Raw genomic sequence first — 17,694 nt, forward strand, 5'->3', positions numbered from 1 at the left:
GGCACTACATGCGGGTTTTACTCCAAATTGCCGCGCCACTGAAAGACAGCTCTCGATTTTACAACGACTTGCGGCGCCTGAAGCGGCGCTCTTCAGCAGGAAACTTTTTTCAAACCGCAGCAACTGTGGAAGTTAGGCTAGCTCAGGTACTTTTTCGGAACGTTGAATACCTGATTGCCCTTCTTGACCAGACAGGCGTCGTTCTTCCACTCTTTAAGAATCTGGACTTCTTCACCCTGCGCGAACGTGACCTCAACGATGGGCGCGTTTTTGTTTCCCTGGTATTTCATCGTGAAGCCTTCTTTGATCTTCGCCATTTCTCACTCCGTTTAGGTTAGTCAGCCGCTCAGCATAGCAAATTTTGATTTTCTTGCCACGTAGTGGCTAGAAAGAATCCTGAACCTCGGCCTGCGCCTCCCACTTCCCTCTTAGCGTGGGAAATTTGAGCGCCGCGCGCAATTTTTCCAGAAAGACTTTTCTCGGCACTTCTTTGGCGCCGAGGTTGAGAAGATGACGCGTCGTCACCTGCGCATCCAGCATATGAAATCCCCAGCTCGATAAATGGCGGACCAGCATGGCCATGGCCGCCTTGGAGGCATTGGTCTCGCGTGAGAACATCGACTCGCCAAAAAAACACTTCCCCAGGGAAACCCCATAAATTCCTCCGACCAAATTGCCTTCGAGCCAACTCTCCACCGAGTGGGCGTAACCGAGCTCGTGAAGCCGGATGTATGCTTGCTGCATCTCGCTGGTGATCCAGGTCCCATCCTGATCTCGCCGCGGAACCGAGGCACAGGCGAGGATCACGGAAGCGAATGACCGATCGAAGGTCACTTGGAAGCGGCCTTGCCTCAGCGTCCGGCGCAGCCGCCGCGAGGCGTGAAAGTCGCGAGGTTCCATAATTAACCGCGGGTCCGGCGACCACCAGAGAATAGGAAGCCCCTCTCCATACCAGGGAAAAATGCCCAAACGGTAAGCCAGGAGCAGCCGCTCGCTCGAAAGATCGCCGCCGACGGCGAGCAGGCCGTCGGGCTCCGCGTGATCGGGCGGGGGAAAGAGAAGCTCTTGGGTCAGACGATAAATCGGCATAGCGCGCGATCATTTTACGGTCCCGGTCGATAGGGAGCAAGACACGTCGGCTTCAGAACACCTACAGCTGTCTCGTCGCTTGCAAAACGGCATAGCGTAGGACTATGCTCTCTACGAGACACGAATGTTCCGAAGAATCGATCATGTCGCGTTCCACGTCGCCGATCTCGGCCGCTCGGTCGAATTTTACGAGAAGCACTTTGGCTTCAAAAAATATTTTCAGCACGAAGTGACTGGAGGCATGCAGATCGCGTACTTGAAGCTCGGCGACACAATCCTGGAATTGACTCACAAGACCGGCGATGCGCCGACCGGTTTTCATTTTTGCCTCGAAGCGGAAAATTTCGGCCAAGCGGTAGCCGAGCTTAAAAAAACCGGAGTGGAGATGGTTCGGCCGCCGCATGATACTCCGGCACGCGAGCCGCGCGAGCAAGGTTGGCGTCGGGTCGTCTTCTGCGGTCCCGACGGCGAGCAGATAGAAGTGCGCGGCTAGCCGTGCACAGCAAAGGGGGAATCCATGTCTGACAAAGCATCACCGACCATTCAAGTCGTCTGTCCTTGCTGCGGCTCGACGCTGAAGATCGATCCTTTATTGGCCGCGGTCCTGGACCACAAGCTTCCCGTCAAGCCTCCGGTCGTCGCTCAGTTGAAGGATGCGGCCCAATTGGTCAAAGACGAGGCAACACGGCGCGATGAAAAATATCAGCAGATCGCCGAGGCGGAAAAAAATAAAGGCAAGCTCCTGGACCGAAAGTTTCAGGAGCTGCTAAAGAAGGCCCAGGAGGAGCCGCTCGAGAAACCGCTCAAGGACATCGATCTGGATTGATGACGCCTCTGCGCTCGTTTTTTTTTGCCGCCCTGATCCTCTACGCCGCTGATCTTGCCGCGCAGGGCGTACCGCTAACAACACCGCCACCAACCGTCCGCCACGTCATCATCGTTTCCGTGGATGGGCTGATGCCCGCCGCCTACGCATCGCCGGATGCTCACGGCCTCGACATTCCCACGCTACGCGAGATGGTCCGGCAGGGCGCGTGGAGCGAAGGCGCGCGATCGGTTTTTCCAACCCTCACCTACCCGGCGCATACTTCGATCGCCACCGGCGTTAATCCCGCCGCCCATGGAATCGTCTCCAATCTGGCCTGGGACCCGCTCGGCAAGAATCAAACCGGCTGGCGCTGGTACGCCGCGGACATCCGCGCTCCCGCGCTTTGGGATGCCGCGCTCGCGCGGGATCTCTCGGCGGCGATGGTCTGGTGGCCGGCAACGGTGGGCGCGCGGGCAACCGTTCTGGTACCGGAGATCTGGCGCTCCGGCACTGAAGAAGATCTCAAGCTCGTAAGGGCGCTCTCTACGCCGGGCATTTTGGAGAACGTCTCAACGCGCTTTCCCAATTTCGCCACAGGCTTTACACCACCCGCGGTGAAAGACGAGTCGCTCGGCGATATCGCCGTGCACCTGATCGATATCCGGCGACCGAATCTCCTCATGCTCCATCTGCCCCAGGTGGACTACGCAACGCATAGGGCAGGACCGTTCAGTGCCGGGGCCATTGCCGCAGTCGAAAACGCCGATCGGCAGATCGCTCGATTGATTCAAGCAGCAAAGAACGCCGGCACCTGGAACGAAACAGTCCTCGTAGTTGTCTCCGACCATGGCTTCGCGCGGATCTCTCGAAGCGTCAAACCCGGCGTCCTGCTGCCGAAAAAAGGATTGGTGACGCTTGACTCACGCGGCCGCGTCACAAACTGGAAGGCCACCGTGGCGGGAAGCGGCGGCTACTTGTACGTCTATGTAAAAGAGCCTCAGGATACGGAAACACGCAGGGCGCTCCTGGAGATATTTTTACCTCTGATGAATAATCCTGCGAGCGGGATCAGGCGCGTCTACAAACAGGAAGAAATTCGCGTCAAGGGCGGCGATCCTTCCGCCTTTTTGGCCCTGGAAGGGGCCGGTGGATTCGAGCTGGCGGATGGGTATCGCGGCAACTACATGTCGGCGGCGGCCTTCGCCGCAACGCACGGCTACGACCCGGAGCGGCCGGAGATGCTGGCGGCATTACTGATTTATGGACCGGCGATCGCTCCGGGAAAGATCGAAGGCGCCCGGCTGATCGATGTGGCACCTACGGTCGCGCGTTGGCTCGGCTTGAAGCTGGATCAAGCTGAAGGAACGGCACTACCTGTGGCTCTCCGGGCTCCTGCGCGCTAGGCACCTGTTACTTCTGGTAGAGCTTCTTGATGAAGCCTCTCTTGTCCAGCTCTTCCACAAAGCTGGCATCGACGAAACCTTCGGGCTTGTAGTTCCAGATCTCCGGACTGGTTTGCGCCACGTACTCGAAACTCGTCTTCATCCCCGGTACATTCGGATAAGGAATCGAAAGGAAAGATCGAGCAAAAAGCTCGTAGGACTCGTTCACCAGCTCGCCGTCATTTAGTTTAAGGGTTCTTCTAATTACCCTTCTGCCGAATCTGTTGTCTGTCTTGAAAAGAAAGATCCCCTCAAGGTGAGCCTTCATGTAATTCAAGACCACGTCGCGGTCTCGCTGGATCGTCGCCCGGCGCGTGACGATCTCCATCCACGGATAGTTGATCTCTTTCGACGAATCCCAGAGCATCGCGAAGCCAAGCTTCTGCGCCCTGGCGTAGCCCGGATAAGAAATAGCCGCGGCGTCCGCCACTCCCTGGTTCAGCGCCGCGAGCCGCTCGGCATCGCCGCCGATCTGGAGGAAACTCACATCCCGGTCGGGACTGAGGCCCTTCTTTTTCATGATGGAGCGCACGAGAAAATCCGTTAGAGAACCGAAACTCGAGATGGCGATTTTTTTTCCCTTGAGATCCTCGGCCCGTTTGATCTCGGGCTTGACCATGAGGGCGTGGATGACGCTGGGCATCGTATGGGCCAGGATCGTTAGATCCGCGCCCGCAAGATTGGCGCTGATGACCGTGGGCGTGGCCACGGGCGCGATGTCGAGACTGCCGCCGATCATCGCCTTGGAAGCGACCCCGGACCCCTGGACCACGATGATCTCCGCGTCCAGACCATATTTCTCATACAGTCCGGCCTCTTTGGCGACGAAGATGATGATATTTCCTACGGTAACCGAAGGAACTCCGACACGAATTTTCTTCAGTGGCTTACTTTGGGAATAGGCGAACGGACCGAATAGGATAGAAAGGCAGAGAAATAGAGCAGTGAAGCGGATCATAGGTGAAATCGGCGGGAGAATAGCCAGAAATATAGGAGCATGTCAACGGCCACACGCCGAGCGGGGCGACTGAGCTCGCTGAAGTCAAAGTCGAGGCGTGGGTCACCTTCGGTGGACCAGCGCGGACAACGGGCTGAAATCATTCGAAGAAGGCGTTCTCGATCAGCTCCGGCTCGCCGTAGCCTTCAGCGGCCCGGCCGCCGATCTGCTTGCCGTCAAGGTTGATCCGGTGATCGAATTTTTCAGCGTGGGCGCCGAATCGGATCATCACCAGCGGCTCCTCGCCGTAGTTGGCGAACTGGTAGAAGCAGCCCTTGGGAAGAACGATGGCATTGTTTTTTGCCAGCTTGATGGGCTCGTTGTTCAAGCCGGTAAACGTCGCGGTGCCTTTTAGAACGACGAAGATGTGATCTTCATTTAGGTGCGCGTGCAGCGCGTTCTCGCCGGTCCCCTTCGCGTAGCAGTGAATGCGAAAGGTGCTGTAGTCCGTTTCCGAAAGCAGAATTCGGCTCCGCCCTTTTTTTACCAGTTGGGTTCTCAGCCGGACGATCCGGGGTTGGATGCTTTTATCGATCTCCATGATCTCCTCCAGTCAAGCTAAAAATTATTTGTAAAGGCTATCGATATAGCCGCTCTCGTCCAGTTCTTTGACGAACGAAACGTCGATGAATTGCTCCGGTTTGGCGCTTTTGGCAGCCGCGTTCCTCTCGCCTATTTCCTCCAGCGCAAGCTGGATGCCCTGCATCGCGGGGTAAGGCTTCTTCAAGTAGACTTTGGCGTTGTAGTCGTATCCGTTTTCTATCTTTTCCATGTCTTTGCTTCTGGTGTACTTCTCGATCACTTCCATGCTGAATTTTTTGTTCCTGGAGTAAAAACTGGCGCCCTTGACCATGCCCTTGACGAATTTACGGACGGTATCTCTGGAATCCCTGACGAATTTTCTGGTCGCTACGATATCGCTGTTCAATCCCTCGATGCCGAGGGTCGTGATGTCCAGAAGAATATTGAAGCCCAGTTTCTTAGCCACCAGCATTTCCTCAAAGGTCAAAGCGGTCCCGTCGATCGCGCCGTTGGCAAGCGCAGCCATTCGGACCGGAGAGCTCCCAACCTGGACGATCGAGACGTCCTTCTCTGGAGCGAGGCCGATCTTTTTTAGCAGATACCTCAAGAGAAAGTCGGAGGAGGCCCCAAGCCTGCTGACTCCCAGCTTTTTCCCCTTGAGCTGTGCGGCGCCCGTGATCTCCTTTGAAACCACCAGGAACGCCTGGGCCGGGTCCCTCTTCGTGCTCGCCAACATAACCAGATCGGAACCCGACAGGGCGGAATTGATGGCCGTGGCGCCGGACATGATAACGATCGGGACATCGCCGGCGATTACCGCCTGGGTGACAGTCGTCGAGCTGCCGATAAACAGGAGCTGGACATCGAGGCCGTTCTCCTTGAATAGTCCGGCCTCTTTCGTAACCCATATCAGAGACTGCCCGACCGCTATCGTAGAATAGGCCGATTGAAGCTTAACCATCTGGCCGGAAGCAGGGGAGGCCAGAGTCAGCGCGACGAGCGCAAGAAGAGCGGTGGTTTTAGCCATTGATCCCTCACTCGACAGCCGACTTCTTATACTCCGTCCGCATCTCCGATTGAAGACGGCCCAGACGATAGGTTTTCCAGTCGATGAACTTCGCCGCGTCAGCCAGCGCCGGGTGAACAGCCTGAATCTTCCGCCACATCTCCTGGACGATGAAGCGATAATCAGGATGGCCTTGTGGCATCGTGCGCAGCTCGCCGATGTGCACCGCCTCGCGAAGATTCATCGTCATAGTCCAACGGATTTTATACGCGAACGGGACAACGTACTGAGCTTCCAGGGGAAAATCGAGGCGGACTTTTTCATAAAATTCCGCCGCATTTTCCATACAGCGATCAAACTCGGCTTTGAAGCCGGCCTCTTCGATCTCTCGCGGCGTATCATACCCTCGGACGGTCGTGAAGTCCTGCCGTTCCTGAGTAAGTATCCGGTGGCGGTGCAGGTCCCGATAAAGACCCAAATTTCCAATGATGTCAAAGGTATAATAAATCTGCTCCAGAGCGCGCCCCGGCTTGTCCCTCCTGTGGCGCCGTCGCTTGAGATATTCGTCGAGAATCTCCCGCCGCTGATTCACCGGCATTTTGTCGACCGACGTTCTCAACTGCTGCAGCGGCTGTTGAGAATGAGGATAGAGGATTGCAGCGATTATTTTCTCCTCCGCCGCTCGGTCATAATCCACCAACGTTACCGCCTCGCCGGTTTTAGCCGGCAACGCACTGATGATCCTGGCCGTCATTGATCGAATGGCCGTGTAGGTCTCCGCCATGTACTCGCTCGGCTTGGCCCGCTTCACGAAGGACGGAATAAGCTGGTCGAGCTCACGGTGCATCATCCCGGCCAGTTCTCTCGCCTCGGTCAGCTCGTGGCAGTAGAGCTTAGTGAGAAGATATTCGAACGCCTGGCCGACGCCGAAAAAGCCGACGTTGGTAAGCGTCGCCGCGGGCAGGTATCCGCGTAGAATGTCGCAGGCCTGCGTCCGAATGGTCGAGCGATAGGCGGTCTCGGCCCATTTTCTAAGCTTCTCGTCCTGTTGCGCTTCCCTGTAGCTCAGGGACTTGCCGCTCTTAGGATGGCGCAGCTCGACCTCCTCGATCGGAAGAGATCGCTTCACATAATCCATGACGGGGTCGATCTGCCCAGAATAGGCATCAAAGAGTAAATTCATCAGCGCCAGGTAGTCTGCTCGATGAGCCGATGCCATAAGTTTCGGCTCGCGATAGAAAAGATACTCTCCGGCGGCGTTTTTCTGATCGAAGCGGACATAACGGGTCGATTTCTCCAGCGGGGCAATTCCGATGCGCGCATCCTCCAGAATATTCGCCGCTATGTTGGAGATGTTCTCGCACGCGATGTGCGCCCCGCCGAGTTGCGCGACGGAATCGTCACCGTAGCCGATCAAAACGCGGTCATAAAACGCCCGGGCTTTTTTGAGCGCATCGGTCTGATCGCCATGTGAAGTTTTTCCGCCGAGCAGACCCTTCAATGCAAGCTCCGGATCGCCTAAAAATTCATCCAAGAAAGTGCGGCGCAGGCTTTTCGTCGAGCGACTGTAGCGGGAGAAAAGCGCTCCGGCGACCTCCTGCGGCAGCTTGAGTCCAAACACCGGTTGGTCGAGATTGGTGAAAAAAGAGACGAGAACCTTTTTTTCGGCCTTACTGAATTCGTCGCTCATAGTGTCGCAATTCTAATCGGTTTTGCGGCGATGACAAGAGGAAATTTTATTTGTGGAGACTTACGAACCTGCCCGACAGACTAAATTGACCAGCGTCCTAATGGGTAAATTGTTTTTTGGATACAGGTTGAGCAGTGGAACGATCAAATACGGTCGATGGATGATGGCGCGGATGAGCGCATTGATCCTCAGACGCCGGCCAAAAACCCTATGGCATGCCGATTCGTAGCCGAACAATTGCCGCGCTGATACGTCGCCTCGTCTAAAGGCCAGATCCGCCGCCTCGGCGGCGAGCTCGCCGCTCTTCAGGGCAAAGTAGACTCCTTCGCCGGTCACAGGCTCGGTCACGCACGCCGCGTCCCCGGCGAGGAGAAAGCCGTCGCCGAAGCAACGTCGGGGCGAAAAGTAAACCGGATAGACCGAGCGCTCGGCTCCGACCGCCTTGCCGGCTTCAAGCGCCTCTTCCAGACGGGAGTTACGGCACAGATATTTTTTTACGAGATCTTCCACCGCCGGCATTGCTCTGGCCATTTTTTTGTCTATGATGAAGCAAAGGGTCGCCACGCCCCCACCCAATCCCACGAGACCACCATAGCCGCCGGGAAAAAGATGGATCTGGACATTACCGTTGATGCCGCCACAGCCGGATAGGTGAAGTTGAAAGGCGACGAATTTTCCGGACCGCGCCGTTGGCGCGGCCAGGCCCAATCGATGAGCGACCCAGGAGTTGCGCCCGTCAGCGCCGATCAAGAGGCGCGAATAGAGTTTGCTTTCGGCGCATGAATCTTTCCAGATCAAGACCCAATCGTTTTTGTCGCGACTGAAATGACTCGGCTTGCATCCTTGCTTAACCGCCACGCCCTCTTTTTCCGCCAGCCGCAAGAGCAAGTCATCCAATAGACTGCGCCGGAGACCGACACCGAAAAAATGCCGCCCGTTCTGCGGCGGAAAAGGAATTTTGGCCGTAGCTGAAGCAGTCGATATCCGGAAGGAGCCGACCTTCTCATGCGCAGACGAGAGCAGCGCATTCTCAATGCCTAGCTTTTCGAAGATCTCCCAGTTGACGGGGTTCAAAAAATCGCCGCAGAGCTTTTCTCGGGGAAAAAGGCTCCTCTCGATAAGTGCGACGGAGTAGCCCTTGCGAGCCAGGAAGATCGCCGCTGAACAGCCGGCCGGGCCGGCGCCGACAATGGCGACGTCGAATCGCTTCACGGTCGGATCCCGCGGTGGATCACGATGATGCCCCCGAACAACTCGCGCATCTCGACCTCGACAAAGCCAGCCTCTGCCAACCACTGTCTCACGGCTTTCTGCCCCGGATAGACTTTCAGCGACTCGACGATATGCCAGTAGGTATCCGCCTTGCGGTGCAGAAGCAGGCCAACGAGGGTGCCAAGCCCCAGCAGATATCCGAAGCAGATCTTGCGGTAGAGAAGATTTTTCGGCAGACCGAAATCCATGGCGACAAAAACTCCTCCGCTGTCGAGCAGTCGAAAGATCTCGCCGAGAACGCTGCGGATGTCCGCGGGATATCTGAGACCATAGCCCATCGTGACAACGTCGAAGGACCGATCTTTGATCGGGATATGCATCAGGTCCGCGGGTATAAACACGACCCCGGACAGGCTGGAGCACTTCTCGCGTGCGACGGCGAGCATCGGCAAATTGCGATCCAAACCGATAATCGGTGCCTCGAAACCGGCCCTCCTCAGATGAATGGGAAAGTCCCCGGTTCCGCTAGCCAGGTCGAGGATTCTTTTCGGATGGCTTCTGCCAATAAGAGCTACGCTCTTTTTTTTCCATCCATGCACCATCCCCAGAGAAAACAGGCGGGCCATCAAGTCGTACCTCCGCGCGATGTCGGTGAAGATCGGATCGACGTAGGCCCGTCTCTCCGCGACGTCTCCGGGCCATTGCTGGAGGGAAAAAAATCTTTGCCTAGAGTCTTTCATTCAGCGAATTGCCGCGCGCGACGACCAACGCCGAATTCTTCGAGCCAAAGGCGATGCAGTTGCACAGAGCGATCTCCGCCTTTGTGGAGAGCCCACGGTTGGGCAGATAGTTCAGGTCGCATTCAGGATCGGGCTCTTCGTAGTTGATCGTCGGCGGCAAAAAGCCGTGCTGCAGAGCCATAATAGCGGCAACGATTCCCGCCGCTCCCGATGCACCCTGGGGATGGCCGATCATCGATTTTATCGAGCTCATGGGAATGTCGTACGCCCTGCGACCGAAGCAAATTTTGACCGCTCGGGTTTCGATCTTATCGTTTAAGAGAGTCGAGGTGCCGTGCGGGGCGAGATAGCCGACCTCCTCCTTGGCGATGCCCGCGTCCTCAAGTGCAAGCGCCATCGCCCGCGCGGGCTCTTCCCCGCTCGGGTCAAGACGCACGGTGTGGTACGCATCGCAAGTCGAGCCGTAGCCCAAAAGCTCGGCAAAAATTCGCGCGCCGCGCTGAAGCGCCTGCTCCATCTCCTCCAGGACCAGCATCCAGGCCCCTTCGCCGAGAACGAACCCGTCGCGCGAGCGGTCGAACGGCCGCGACGCGCGCTTGGGCTCCTCGTTGTGCGACACCGACACGACGCGCATGATGGAAAATCCGTGCATGATGCCGGGAGTGATCGTCGCATCGACTCCGCCGCTTATCAGATGGTCGGCCAGACCGAAGCGAATGAGATTGAAAGCATAGCCGATGGCGTCGGTGGAGCTGGTGCAACCGGTGGAGACGACGTGACTGGGCCCTCTGAAGTCGAAACGGAGAGAGATCTCGCTCGAGAGCGTGCCGATGGTCGAGCCCGAGATGTTGTACGCGCTCGTCTTGCGCCATTGGTCGGAAAAATAGAGCCGGTACTGCTCCTCGACAAAATCCGGCGCGCCCCCGCCGCTGCCGAGGACAACGCCCCAGGAGCGTTTCTCTTCGAGAGCCATCGCGCCCGGATCGAGTCCGGCCGCGTGGAGCGCCTCCTTGGTCGCTGCAATCGCTAGCGGCACCGCGCGGCCCACGCGGCGGAGCTCTTTCTCCGGCATATGTTCTTCAGGGCGAAAGCCGCTCACCTCCCCGGCTATTCGACACGGCAGCGACCCCGGATCGAAAAGTCGAATCGGACCGATTCCGCTCACGCCGTTTTGAGTCGCCCGCCAGAAAGCCTCGGCCCCAATGCCGTTGGGGCTGACGGCCCCCAGGCCGGTCACCACGACCCTGCGATGGGGCGATTTTCCATTTTGATTCATCTTGACAGGTCGGGCGATAAATAGTTTGATCTGGCCTATCATATTAGACGCTTTGCAAAGCACAAGCGTTTACGTAAAGGCCAAGATGAAGCTCATCGTCGCAGGCGGCACCGGATTTATCGGCTCAGCACTCTCTGCTCGACTCACCGGTCAAGGTCACTCGCTCATTCTGCTGACGCGCTCGATATCGTCGGCCGCCGAATCATCCAACACAACGACAATTCTTTGGCAGCCGGCATTATCCGGGGCCTGGGAGCATATTCTAGAGGAAGCCGTAGCCGAAGCAGATGGGGTCATCAATCTCGCGGGCGAGCCGATCGCGGCGAAAAGATGGAGCGATGCGCAGAAGACAAAACTCCGGTCGAGCCGGATCGACACGACGCGCGCGCTAGTCACGGCGATCGGCAAAGCGAAAAAAAAGCCCGCCTTCTTCATCAACGCCTCCGCCGTCGGTTACTACGGTCCACGCGCTGACGAAGTCATTACAGAAGAGAGCGGACACGGCGGCGATTTTCTTGCCGCAGTCTGCTCGGAGTGGGAAGAAGAGGCAAGAAAAGCCGAAGCTCACGGCGTCAGGGTCATTCGTCTGCGCACGGGAATCGTTCTCGGAAAAGGCGGCGGCGCCTTGTCCAAGATGATTCCTCCCTTTAAGCTCTTTATCGGCGGCCCGTTGGGATCGGGAAAGCAGTGGATGCCGTGGGTCCACATAGAAGATGAGATCGGCCTGATTCAATTTTTGATGGAAAACAACAGCGCGCGCGGAGCAGTGAACGCCTGCGCCCCCAATCCGGTCACGATGAAGGAATTTAGCCGGACCCTGAGCAGAGTCCTTCACCGCCCCTGCTGGGCGCCGGTTCCAGCTTTTGCGCTGCATCTGTTGCTGGGCGAAATGGCGGATATGCTGTTGACCGGCCAGCGGGTCATGCCCGCCGCCGCCCAGAAACTGGGTTATCGCTTCCGTCATCCGGAGCTGCGGGAGGCGATCGAAGCTCTCTTGAGATAAGTTTACCTCTGACATTCGTGTCGAAGCCAGAAGATTAGATGGACTTTAACGGTCAAGTCGCGCTGATTACAGGCGCTTCCAGCGGTATCGGCCAACGCCTCGCCATCGACCTGGCCGCGCGCGGAGCGATTGTCGTCGGCTGCGGTCGCTCGCTGGAGCGGCTGAAAGAAACGGCCGATGAGTTAAGGCGCCACTCTCCCTCATCCACGGTTATGGCCTGTGACGTAAGCGAGCCCAAGCAGGTGAAGCATATGGTCGAAAAGGTCCTGTCGCAATTCGGCAAGATCGATGTCCTCGTTAATAACGCAGGCTTTGGCTCGTATCAAAGCTTCGCGGAATCTTCGCTCGAAGCTATCGAATCGATGCTGCGGACGAATTATTTGGGGACCGTCTATTGCACCAAAGAGGCGCTACCATCGATGATAGCCAGACGCTCCGGCCACATCGTGAACATCTCGTCGGTCGCGGGCAAGATTGCGACACCGAACATGGCCTCTTACTGCGCCACAAAGTTTGCCCAGATCGGCCTTTCAGAGAGCTTGTATCATGAGCTTACGCCATTGGGCATTCACGTCGCGGTAGTCTGCCCTGGGCCGGTGCGCACCAAGTTTCGCATGCTGTTCGACGATCTGGCTCCCAACGCTCCGGCTTTTGTGGTGCTGGACGCCGCCGCCGTATCGAGAGCGGTCATAAAAACGATTGAAAGCAATAGGTTTGAAATCATCATGCCGCGGTCTCTTGCCTTTTTCTGCTTACTGAAGGGGCTGATGCCGGGTCTTGTTCGGTACCTTATCTCGAATCTTCGACCGAACTCAGGCAAACGTCAGTAGGAGGCGAAAAGGTAGGAACAAAATGATCGCAGCAGTTTTAACAGTGGAAGGCCTTTTCCATTAATCTACATAACTGACGCGAATTTTTAACCGACGGAGGACACCCATGGAAGCGCATGTCTTCGAGCTATCGACACCGGTTCTGACAGGCGGCAGGAGTCATATGCCGCTTTCCCGGACCGATTTGGTCTCGGTCGGGCTCAATTACTACACGCCTGGACGCAAGAACACTCTTCACACCCATCCCGGAGAGGATCACGCTTTCGTCGTACTGGAGGGAGAGGCGACATTTTACGACAAGAGTGAAAAAGCGACGGTGCTAAAGAAGGGCCAGGGCATTATGCTTCCGGAGGGATGGTATTACCGTTTCGAGAATAGCGGAGACAAAGCCCTCGTCTTGCTGAGATTTTCAGCCCGTAAAGCTAAACCCGCGGTAACCAGGATCGACAGCGCGGGCAGAACTCGAAGCGAAGATTCGACGGAATTCGTGCACGTCGACGGCGATACAGTGGACGGCAAATTTTGGCAACTGGCTTGATTCGCGCTTGGCGCGGCGAGGAGGAATTATGCGACGATTGAGTTGGCTTGTAGTTTTTTTCGGTCTGGTTTTCACCCCCCACGTGCTTCTTGCGCAGACGGTCGCTCCCGATCGGGGCAAGCTTGTCGAAGAGGCCAAAAAGGAAGGCAAGGTCGTCGTTTACGCGGCCTATTCGGCAACCGACGCCAATATTATTAAAGCCGCCTTTGAGAAAAAATATCCTTTCATAAACTTCGAATATTTTCGCGCCGGTAAAGACAAGCTTTTGGCTCGATACTTGACCGAGGTAAAGGCGGGACAATTTCTACCTGATATATATATTTCGAGCATCTTTCCGGTTTCGACGTTGCTCCAACAAGGGCTGCTGGGCAGATATCCTTCACCCGAGCGCGCCGCCTATGCCGATTCGCTGAAGGATAAGAATGGAAATTGGACAGCTATTTACTTAAACGCCATGACGATCGCCTACAACACGCGAATGGTAAAACCGCACGAGGTGCCGAAAAGTTACCAGGATCTTCTTTTCCCCAAATGGAAAGGCAAAATGGGGATGGACCTCAACAAGACCGAATGGTACGTCGCCATGCTCCAGATGATGGGCGAGGAGAAGGGAAAAAAGTACATGGAAACGCTTAGCAAGCAGGACATCCAAGCGCGTGAAGGCAATACGATCACGGGACAGCTTCTCGTCGCGGGCGAGTTTCCGTTGGTCGTCTCTCAGTATCCAACCAGTGTCGAAGAGATGAAGAAAAGAGGCGCACCGATAGAATGGGTTCCTCTTCAGCCTCATTTTGTCTTTCCGATCGTGATGGCTCCGACCGCGAAGCAGCCCCATCCAGCCGGCAGCAAACTTTTCGTCGATTTTATCCTCTCGGAAGAGGGACAAAAAATAATGAAAAGTCTAAGCCGGATCCCAGCGCGCAAAGAAGTACTTCCTGAGCCGCCAAACCTGATCCAAGGCTACAAGCTCCTGGTCGTCAGGCCGACGTCAAGCGAGGACTACAATCGATACAATAACGAGTACCATAAGTATTTCCGCTAGTTCCCAATTCCTAACTTTTCCCCCCCCCGTATCTGAACTTTCTTCCAGTATCGGAACGCGCTAAATTTTTCTGCGTTCTTTCGACTGCCGATTTTTCGACAAATCTCATTGCCTTCGACCGAGAAGTTGTTAAGATGTTGCAGATTTTTCATGTATCGGGAAGACACCATAGCGGCTGTGGCGACGCCACCGGGCGAAGGCGGCGTGGCGATCGTGCGCGTGAGCGGTCCGGATGCCGAGCGAATCGCCGGGGAAATCTTTTGCCGCATCGGCGGCAAAAACGGCGCACTGCGTTCGCATACTTTGCATCACGGCACTATCCATGACGCAAAAACCGGCGCCGTTTTGGACCAAGCGCTTCTCGCCTTGATGCGCAAACCGCACAGCTATACAGGAGAAGACGTCGTCGAGATTCATTGTCACGGCGGACCGTTGTTGACGCGCCGGCTGTTGCAACTCGTCCTGTCGCGTGGCGCGCGCCACGCTGAGCCCGGGGAATTTACCAAGAGGGCTTTTCTCAATGGCCGCCTCGATCTTGCCCAGGCCGAGGCCGTTCTCGATCTCATACAGGCACGCACCGAGACGGGAATGAAATTGGCTGCCGAACAGATGCACGGTGGACTCTCAAGATGGGTCGCAGAGCTTCGCGAGGAGCTTCTTGACATCCTGGCACAGGTGGAAGCCGGCATTGATTTCCCGGAAGAAGATATCGAACTCCTGCACAAAGAGGAGCTGGTCGCAAAGGTCGATGGGTTGAGCAGAAAAATCTCCGAGATCGTCGCCAGCTACGAATGGGGAAGATTATTTCGCGAGGGAGCGAAGGTTTGCATCGCGGGCCGACCTAATGTGGGTAAATCGAGCTTACTCAACGCGCTGCTTGGCGCAGAGCGAGTCATCGTCACGCCGGTGCCCGGAACAACCAGAGATGTCATAGAGGAGAGTATCAACTTGGGCGGCCTGCCGATTGTTCTGTGGGACACGGCGGGGGTCCGTGATACCGATAATCCGGTTGAAAAGATCGGCGTAGAATTCTCCCGCAGACACATTGAGGCCGCTGACGCAACAATGCTGGTGCTCGACGGCGCTTCAACTCACAGTACTGAAGATGAGTCCATTCTACGAGCCGTGCGAGGTAAAAAGGGACTTGTGGTGATCAATAAAAATGATCTGCCGCAACAGCTCGCTCTCTCCTGGCTGGCTGAAGTAGCGCCGGACAAGGCGACCGTTTCCATTTCCGCAAAACAAGGCAGGGGAATAGACCAACTTAAGGATATGCTACGCGAGTTGCTCCTCGACATGCCTCTGGAACCTGCGGTGACTTTGACCAACCTGCGCCATAAGGCAGCTCTGGAGAGGTCAATCACGGCTCTTGATTCAGCAGCAAAAGCGATTCATGCCGGCGCCTCTCCTGACCTTATTATGGTAGAACTGGCGGAGGCCAAAGATGGACTTGCGGAGGTTATAGGCGAGGTATATCATGATGATATTTTAGAACGTATTTTTAAGAAATTCTGTATTGGAAAATAGGTATAATAGACAAAATAATTATTGCGTTACTTTGATTTTTGTTCCACGTGAAACGATGACTACAATTTGGGACGTTATCATCGTAGGTGCAGGCCACGCTGGTATTGAAGCTGCCTTAGCCGCTGCGAGGATGGGCGGAAATGCTCTTATGTTGACCTTGAACCTCGATCACATCGGTCAAATGTCTTGTAACCCGGCGGTTGGCGGCATTGGTAAGGGCCATCTGGTAAAAGAAATCGATGCCCTGGGTGGTGAGATGGGTCGCGCTATAGACGAGACGGGTATTCAGTTTAGAGTCCTGAATACCAAGAAAGGACCCGCAGTGCGGGCCTCACGCGCTCAGGCAGATAAAGCGCTTTACCGGCAGCGAATGAAGCAGGTTCTGGAGCATTGCCCAAACCTAACGATACGTCAGGCAAGTGTAGAGCGCCTGTTAGTTGATGAAGGGGAGGTCCGTGGGGTTGAAAGCCAAATTGGCGAAATTTTTCATGGCCGCCGGGTTATTTTGACTACAGGTACGTTTCTGAAAGGTTTGATTCACGTCGGCGATAAGAATTATTCAGCCGGCAGAGCGGGTGATTTTGCCGCTCAGGGTTTAAGTGAATCGCTGATTGGGCTTGGGTTCAAGATCGGCAGACTAAAGACCGGGACATGTCCTCGTCTGGATGGCCGGACCATCGATTTTTCCCGACTCCAGGTACAACATGGCGATCAACCTCCAAGACCATTTTCCTTTTTGAATGATCACGTCATTCAGAGACAAGTCCCCTGTCACATCACTTATACCAATAAGCAAACCCACGATATTATTCGTTCTTCGCTGCACCGGTCGCCAATGTATTCAGGAGTAATCAAAAGTCGCGGACCTCGATACTGTCCATCGATTGAAGATAAAATTGTCAGGTTCGCAGACAAAGAACGCCATCAGATCTTTCTTGAGCCCGAGGGTCTGGATACTGTTGAAGTCTATCCGAACGGTCTTTCAACTAGCTTGCCCCTCGATGTCCAAATTGAAATGGTCCATTCCATTGACGGCTTGGAACGGGCAGAAATAATGCGCCCAGGCTATGCCATCGAGTATGACTATGTAGATCCGACTCAACTCCATCCATCACTCGAGACTAAGCTGGTCAAAGGTCTCTACAACGCCGGTCAAATCAACGGAACTACAGGATACGAAGAGGCTGCCTCTCAAGGTCTGATAGCAGGAATTAACGCGGTTCTGAATCTGCGCGGCGAGGATGCGCTTATTTTTGCCAGAGATCATGCATACATAGGTGTTCTTATTGATGATCTTGTAACCAAAGGTACTGAAGGCGAGCCTTACAGGATGTTCACCTCTCGGGCTGAGTATCGTCTGCTATTACGTGAGGACAATGCCGATCTTCGCCTCACCGAAATAGGATACAATATTGGACTCGCAACCCGGGAGGCCTATGAGCGAATGAACAAGAGAAAACATGACCTATCGGAACTAATGAAGACCCTGGAGGAGACGCTGATTGCGCCCGCTGAGTCCGCGGAGAAAAAACTTGCAGTCTGGGGCTCGGCAGGTTTGCACGGGCAGACTTCGCTCGGACAGCTCTTGCGTCGTCCGGAAATTTCTTTTGCACATCTTGTTGAATTGCGTGGCGAACTACTAAAACACGTTCCGGACGCAGTCGCGCTACAGGCAGAGATCGAGATAAAATACTCTGGCTATATCAAACGCCAGCTCGAGGCGGTAAAGCGTTTCAGGAATTTAGAGACCGTGAGGCTACCGGAGAACATTGACTATTCCATAGTAAACGGGCTGTCACGGGAAGCGCGAGAAAAACTCGGCCGCATTCGTCCCAGATCTCTTGGGCAAGCATCAAGAATTGCCGGCATTACGCCTGCCGCAATTTCACTTCTTTCTATTTACCTGAAGAAACTAAAGCAGGCCTAGGCACCGATCGTAACGCAGCGCCGACTGTCGTTCTTCTTTAGGTTC

18 protein-coding genes are annotated in these 17,694 nt (G+C 55.5%); 9 read left to right on the plus strand and 9 right to left on the minus strand.

Translation table 11 applies throughout. The features are described from left to right. Positions 1-137 precede the first annotated feature (137 nt). Both VGL70_21890 and aat read right to left on the minus strand, forming a co-directional pair. Positions 138-317, minus strand: coding sequence for a hypothetical protein (locus VGL70_21890; protein HEY3306181.1), 180 nt, complete (start codon positions 315-317; stop codon positions 138-140). 67 nt (positions 318-384) lie between these two features. Then, positions 385-1,089, minus strand: coding sequence for a leucyl/phenylalanyl-tRNA--protein transferase (aat, locus tag VGL70_21895; GenBank protein HEY3306182.1), 705 nt, complete (start codon positions 1,087-1,089; stop codon positions 385-387). 124 nt (positions 1,090-1,213) lie between these two features. On the opposite strand from aat, the gene VGL70_21900 reads away from it, so the two are divergent. The 3 genes from VGL70_21900 to VGL70_21910 are packed head-to-tail and all read left to right on the plus strand — an operon-like array spanning position 1,214 to position 3,300. Beyond that, positions 1,214-1,582, plus strand: a complete 369-nt coding sequence (locus tag VGL70_21900; protein ID HEY3306183.1) for a VOC family protein — start codon at positions 1,214-1,216, stop codon at positions 1,580-1,582. 24 nt (positions 1,583-1,606) lie between these two features. After that, positions 1,607-1,915, plus strand: a complete 309-nt coding sequence (locus VGL70_21905; protein HEY3306184.1) for a hypothetical protein — start codon at positions 1,607-1,609, stop codon at positions 1,913-1,915. Further along, positions 1,915-3,300 (plus strand): ectonucleotide pyrophosphatase/phosphodiesterase, encoded by a 1,386-nt coding sequence (locus tag VGL70_21910; GenBank protein ID HEY3306185.1) that lies wholly within the window; start codon positions 1,915-1,917, stop codon positions 3,298-3,300. Before VGL70_21905 ends, VGL70_21910 begins: the two co-directional genes overlap by 1 nt. A gap of 7 nt (positions 3,301-3,307) precedes the next feature. On the opposite strand, the gene VGL70_21915 is transcribed toward VGL70_21910, so the two are convergent. The 7 genes from VGL70_21915 to VGL70_21945 all read right to left on the minus strand — a co-directional run bounded on the left by VGL70_21915 (position 3,308) and on the right by VGL70_21945 (position 10,782). Next, positions 3,308-4,297: an ABC transporter substrate-binding protein gene (locus VGL70_21915; protein ID HEY3306186.1), complete on the minus strand. Its 990-nt coding sequence runs from the start codon at positions 4,295-4,297 to the stop codon at positions 3,308-3,310. Positions 4,298-4,436: 139 nt separating this feature from the next. After that, positions 4,437-4,877, minus strand: a complete 441-nt coding sequence (locus VGL70_21920) for a cupin domain-containing protein (GenBank protein HEY3306187.1) — start codon at positions 4,875-4,877, stop codon at positions 4,437-4,439. Between the two features lie 24 nt (positions 4,878-4,901). Further along, entirely contained in the window at positions 4,902-5,885 is a 984-nt protein-coding gene (locus tag VGL70_21925) for an NrtA/SsuA/CpmA family ABC transporter substrate-binding protein (protein ID HEY3306188.1), read from the minus strand. 7 nt (positions 5,886-5,892) lie between these two features. Beyond that, positions 5,893-7,554: an FAD-dependent thymidylate synthase gene (locus tag VGL70_21930; protein ID HEY3306189.1), complete on the minus strand. Its 1,662-nt coding sequence runs from the start codon at positions 7,552-7,554 to the stop codon at positions 5,893-5,895. 60 nt (positions 7,555-7,614) lie between these two features. Continuing rightward, positions 7,615-8,766 carry an FAD-dependent oxidoreductase gene (locus tag VGL70_21935; GenBank protein HEY3306190.1) on the minus strand — a complete coding sequence of 384 codons (1,152 nt, stop codon included), beginning with the start codon at positions 8,764-8,766 and terminating at the stop codon, positions 7,615-7,617. Next, the gene (locus VGL70_21940; protein HEY3306191.1) at positions 8,763-9,506 is read right to left on the minus strand and encodes a class I SAM-dependent methyltransferase; all 744 of its coding nucleotides are present in this window, start codon (positions 9,504-9,506) and stop codon (positions 8,763-8,765) included. Before VGL70_21940 ends, VGL70_21935 begins: the two co-directional genes overlap by 4 nt. Beyond that, positions 9,493-10,782: a beta-ketoacyl-[acyl-carrier-protein] synthase family protein gene (locus tag VGL70_21945; protein ID HEY3306192.1), complete on the minus strand. Its 1,290-nt coding sequence runs from the start codon at positions 10,780-10,782 to the stop codon at positions 9,493-9,495. Before VGL70_21945 ends, VGL70_21940 begins: the two co-directional genes overlap by 14 nt. Positions 10,783-10,867: 85 nt before the next feature. Here VGL70_21945 and VGL70_21950 point away from each other — a divergent pair, with 85 nt between their 5' ends. The 6 genes from VGL70_21950 (at position 10,868) to mnmG (ending at position 17,649) form a co-directional block, all read left to right on the plus strand. Next, the gene (locus VGL70_21950; protein ID HEY3306193.1) at positions 10,868-11,785 is read left to right on the plus strand and encodes a TIGR01777 family oxidoreductase; all 918 of its coding nucleotides are present in this window, start codon (positions 10,868-10,870) and stop codon (positions 11,783-11,785) included. A gap of 38 nt (positions 11,786-11,823) precedes the next feature. Next, positions 11,824-12,615, plus strand: a complete 792-nt coding sequence (locus tag VGL70_21955; GenBank protein HEY3306194.1) for an SDR family NAD(P)-dependent oxidoreductase — start codon at positions 11,824-11,826, stop codon at positions 12,613-12,615. Between the two features lie 106 nt (positions 12,616-12,721). Further along, positions 12,722-13,153 (plus strand): cupin domain-containing protein, encoded by a 432-nt coding sequence (locus VGL70_21960; GenBank protein HEY3306195.1) that lies wholly within the window; start codon positions 12,722-12,724, stop codon positions 13,151-13,153. A gap of 28 nt (positions 13,154-13,181) precedes the next feature. Further along, entirely contained in the window at positions 13,182-14,195 is a 1,014-nt protein-coding gene (locus tag VGL70_21965) for an extracellular solute-binding protein (protein ID HEY3306196.1), read from the plus strand. Positions 14,196-14,345: 150 nt separating this feature from the next. Next, the gene (gene mnmE / locus VGL70_21970) at positions 14,346-15,722 is read left to right on the plus strand and encodes a tRNA uridine-5-carboxymethylaminomethyl(34) synthesis GTPase MnmE (protein ID HEY3306197.1); all 1,377 of its coding nucleotides are present in this window, start codon (positions 14,346-14,348) and stop codon (positions 15,720-15,722) included. 55 nt (positions 15,723-15,777) lie between these two features. Beyond that, positions 15,778-17,649: a tRNA uridine-5-carboxymethylaminomethyl(34) synthesis enzyme MnmG gene (gene mnmG / locus VGL70_21975; protein HEY3306198.1), complete on the plus strand. Its 1,872-nt coding sequence runs from the start codon at positions 15,778-15,780 to the stop codon at positions 17,647-17,649. Positions 17,650-17,694 lie beyond the last annotated feature (45 nt).

The organism is Candidatus Binatia bacterium, from assembly GCA_036504975.1.
Taxonomy (GTDB): Bacteria; Desulfobacterota; Binatia; order UBA9968; family UBA9968; genus JAJPJQ01.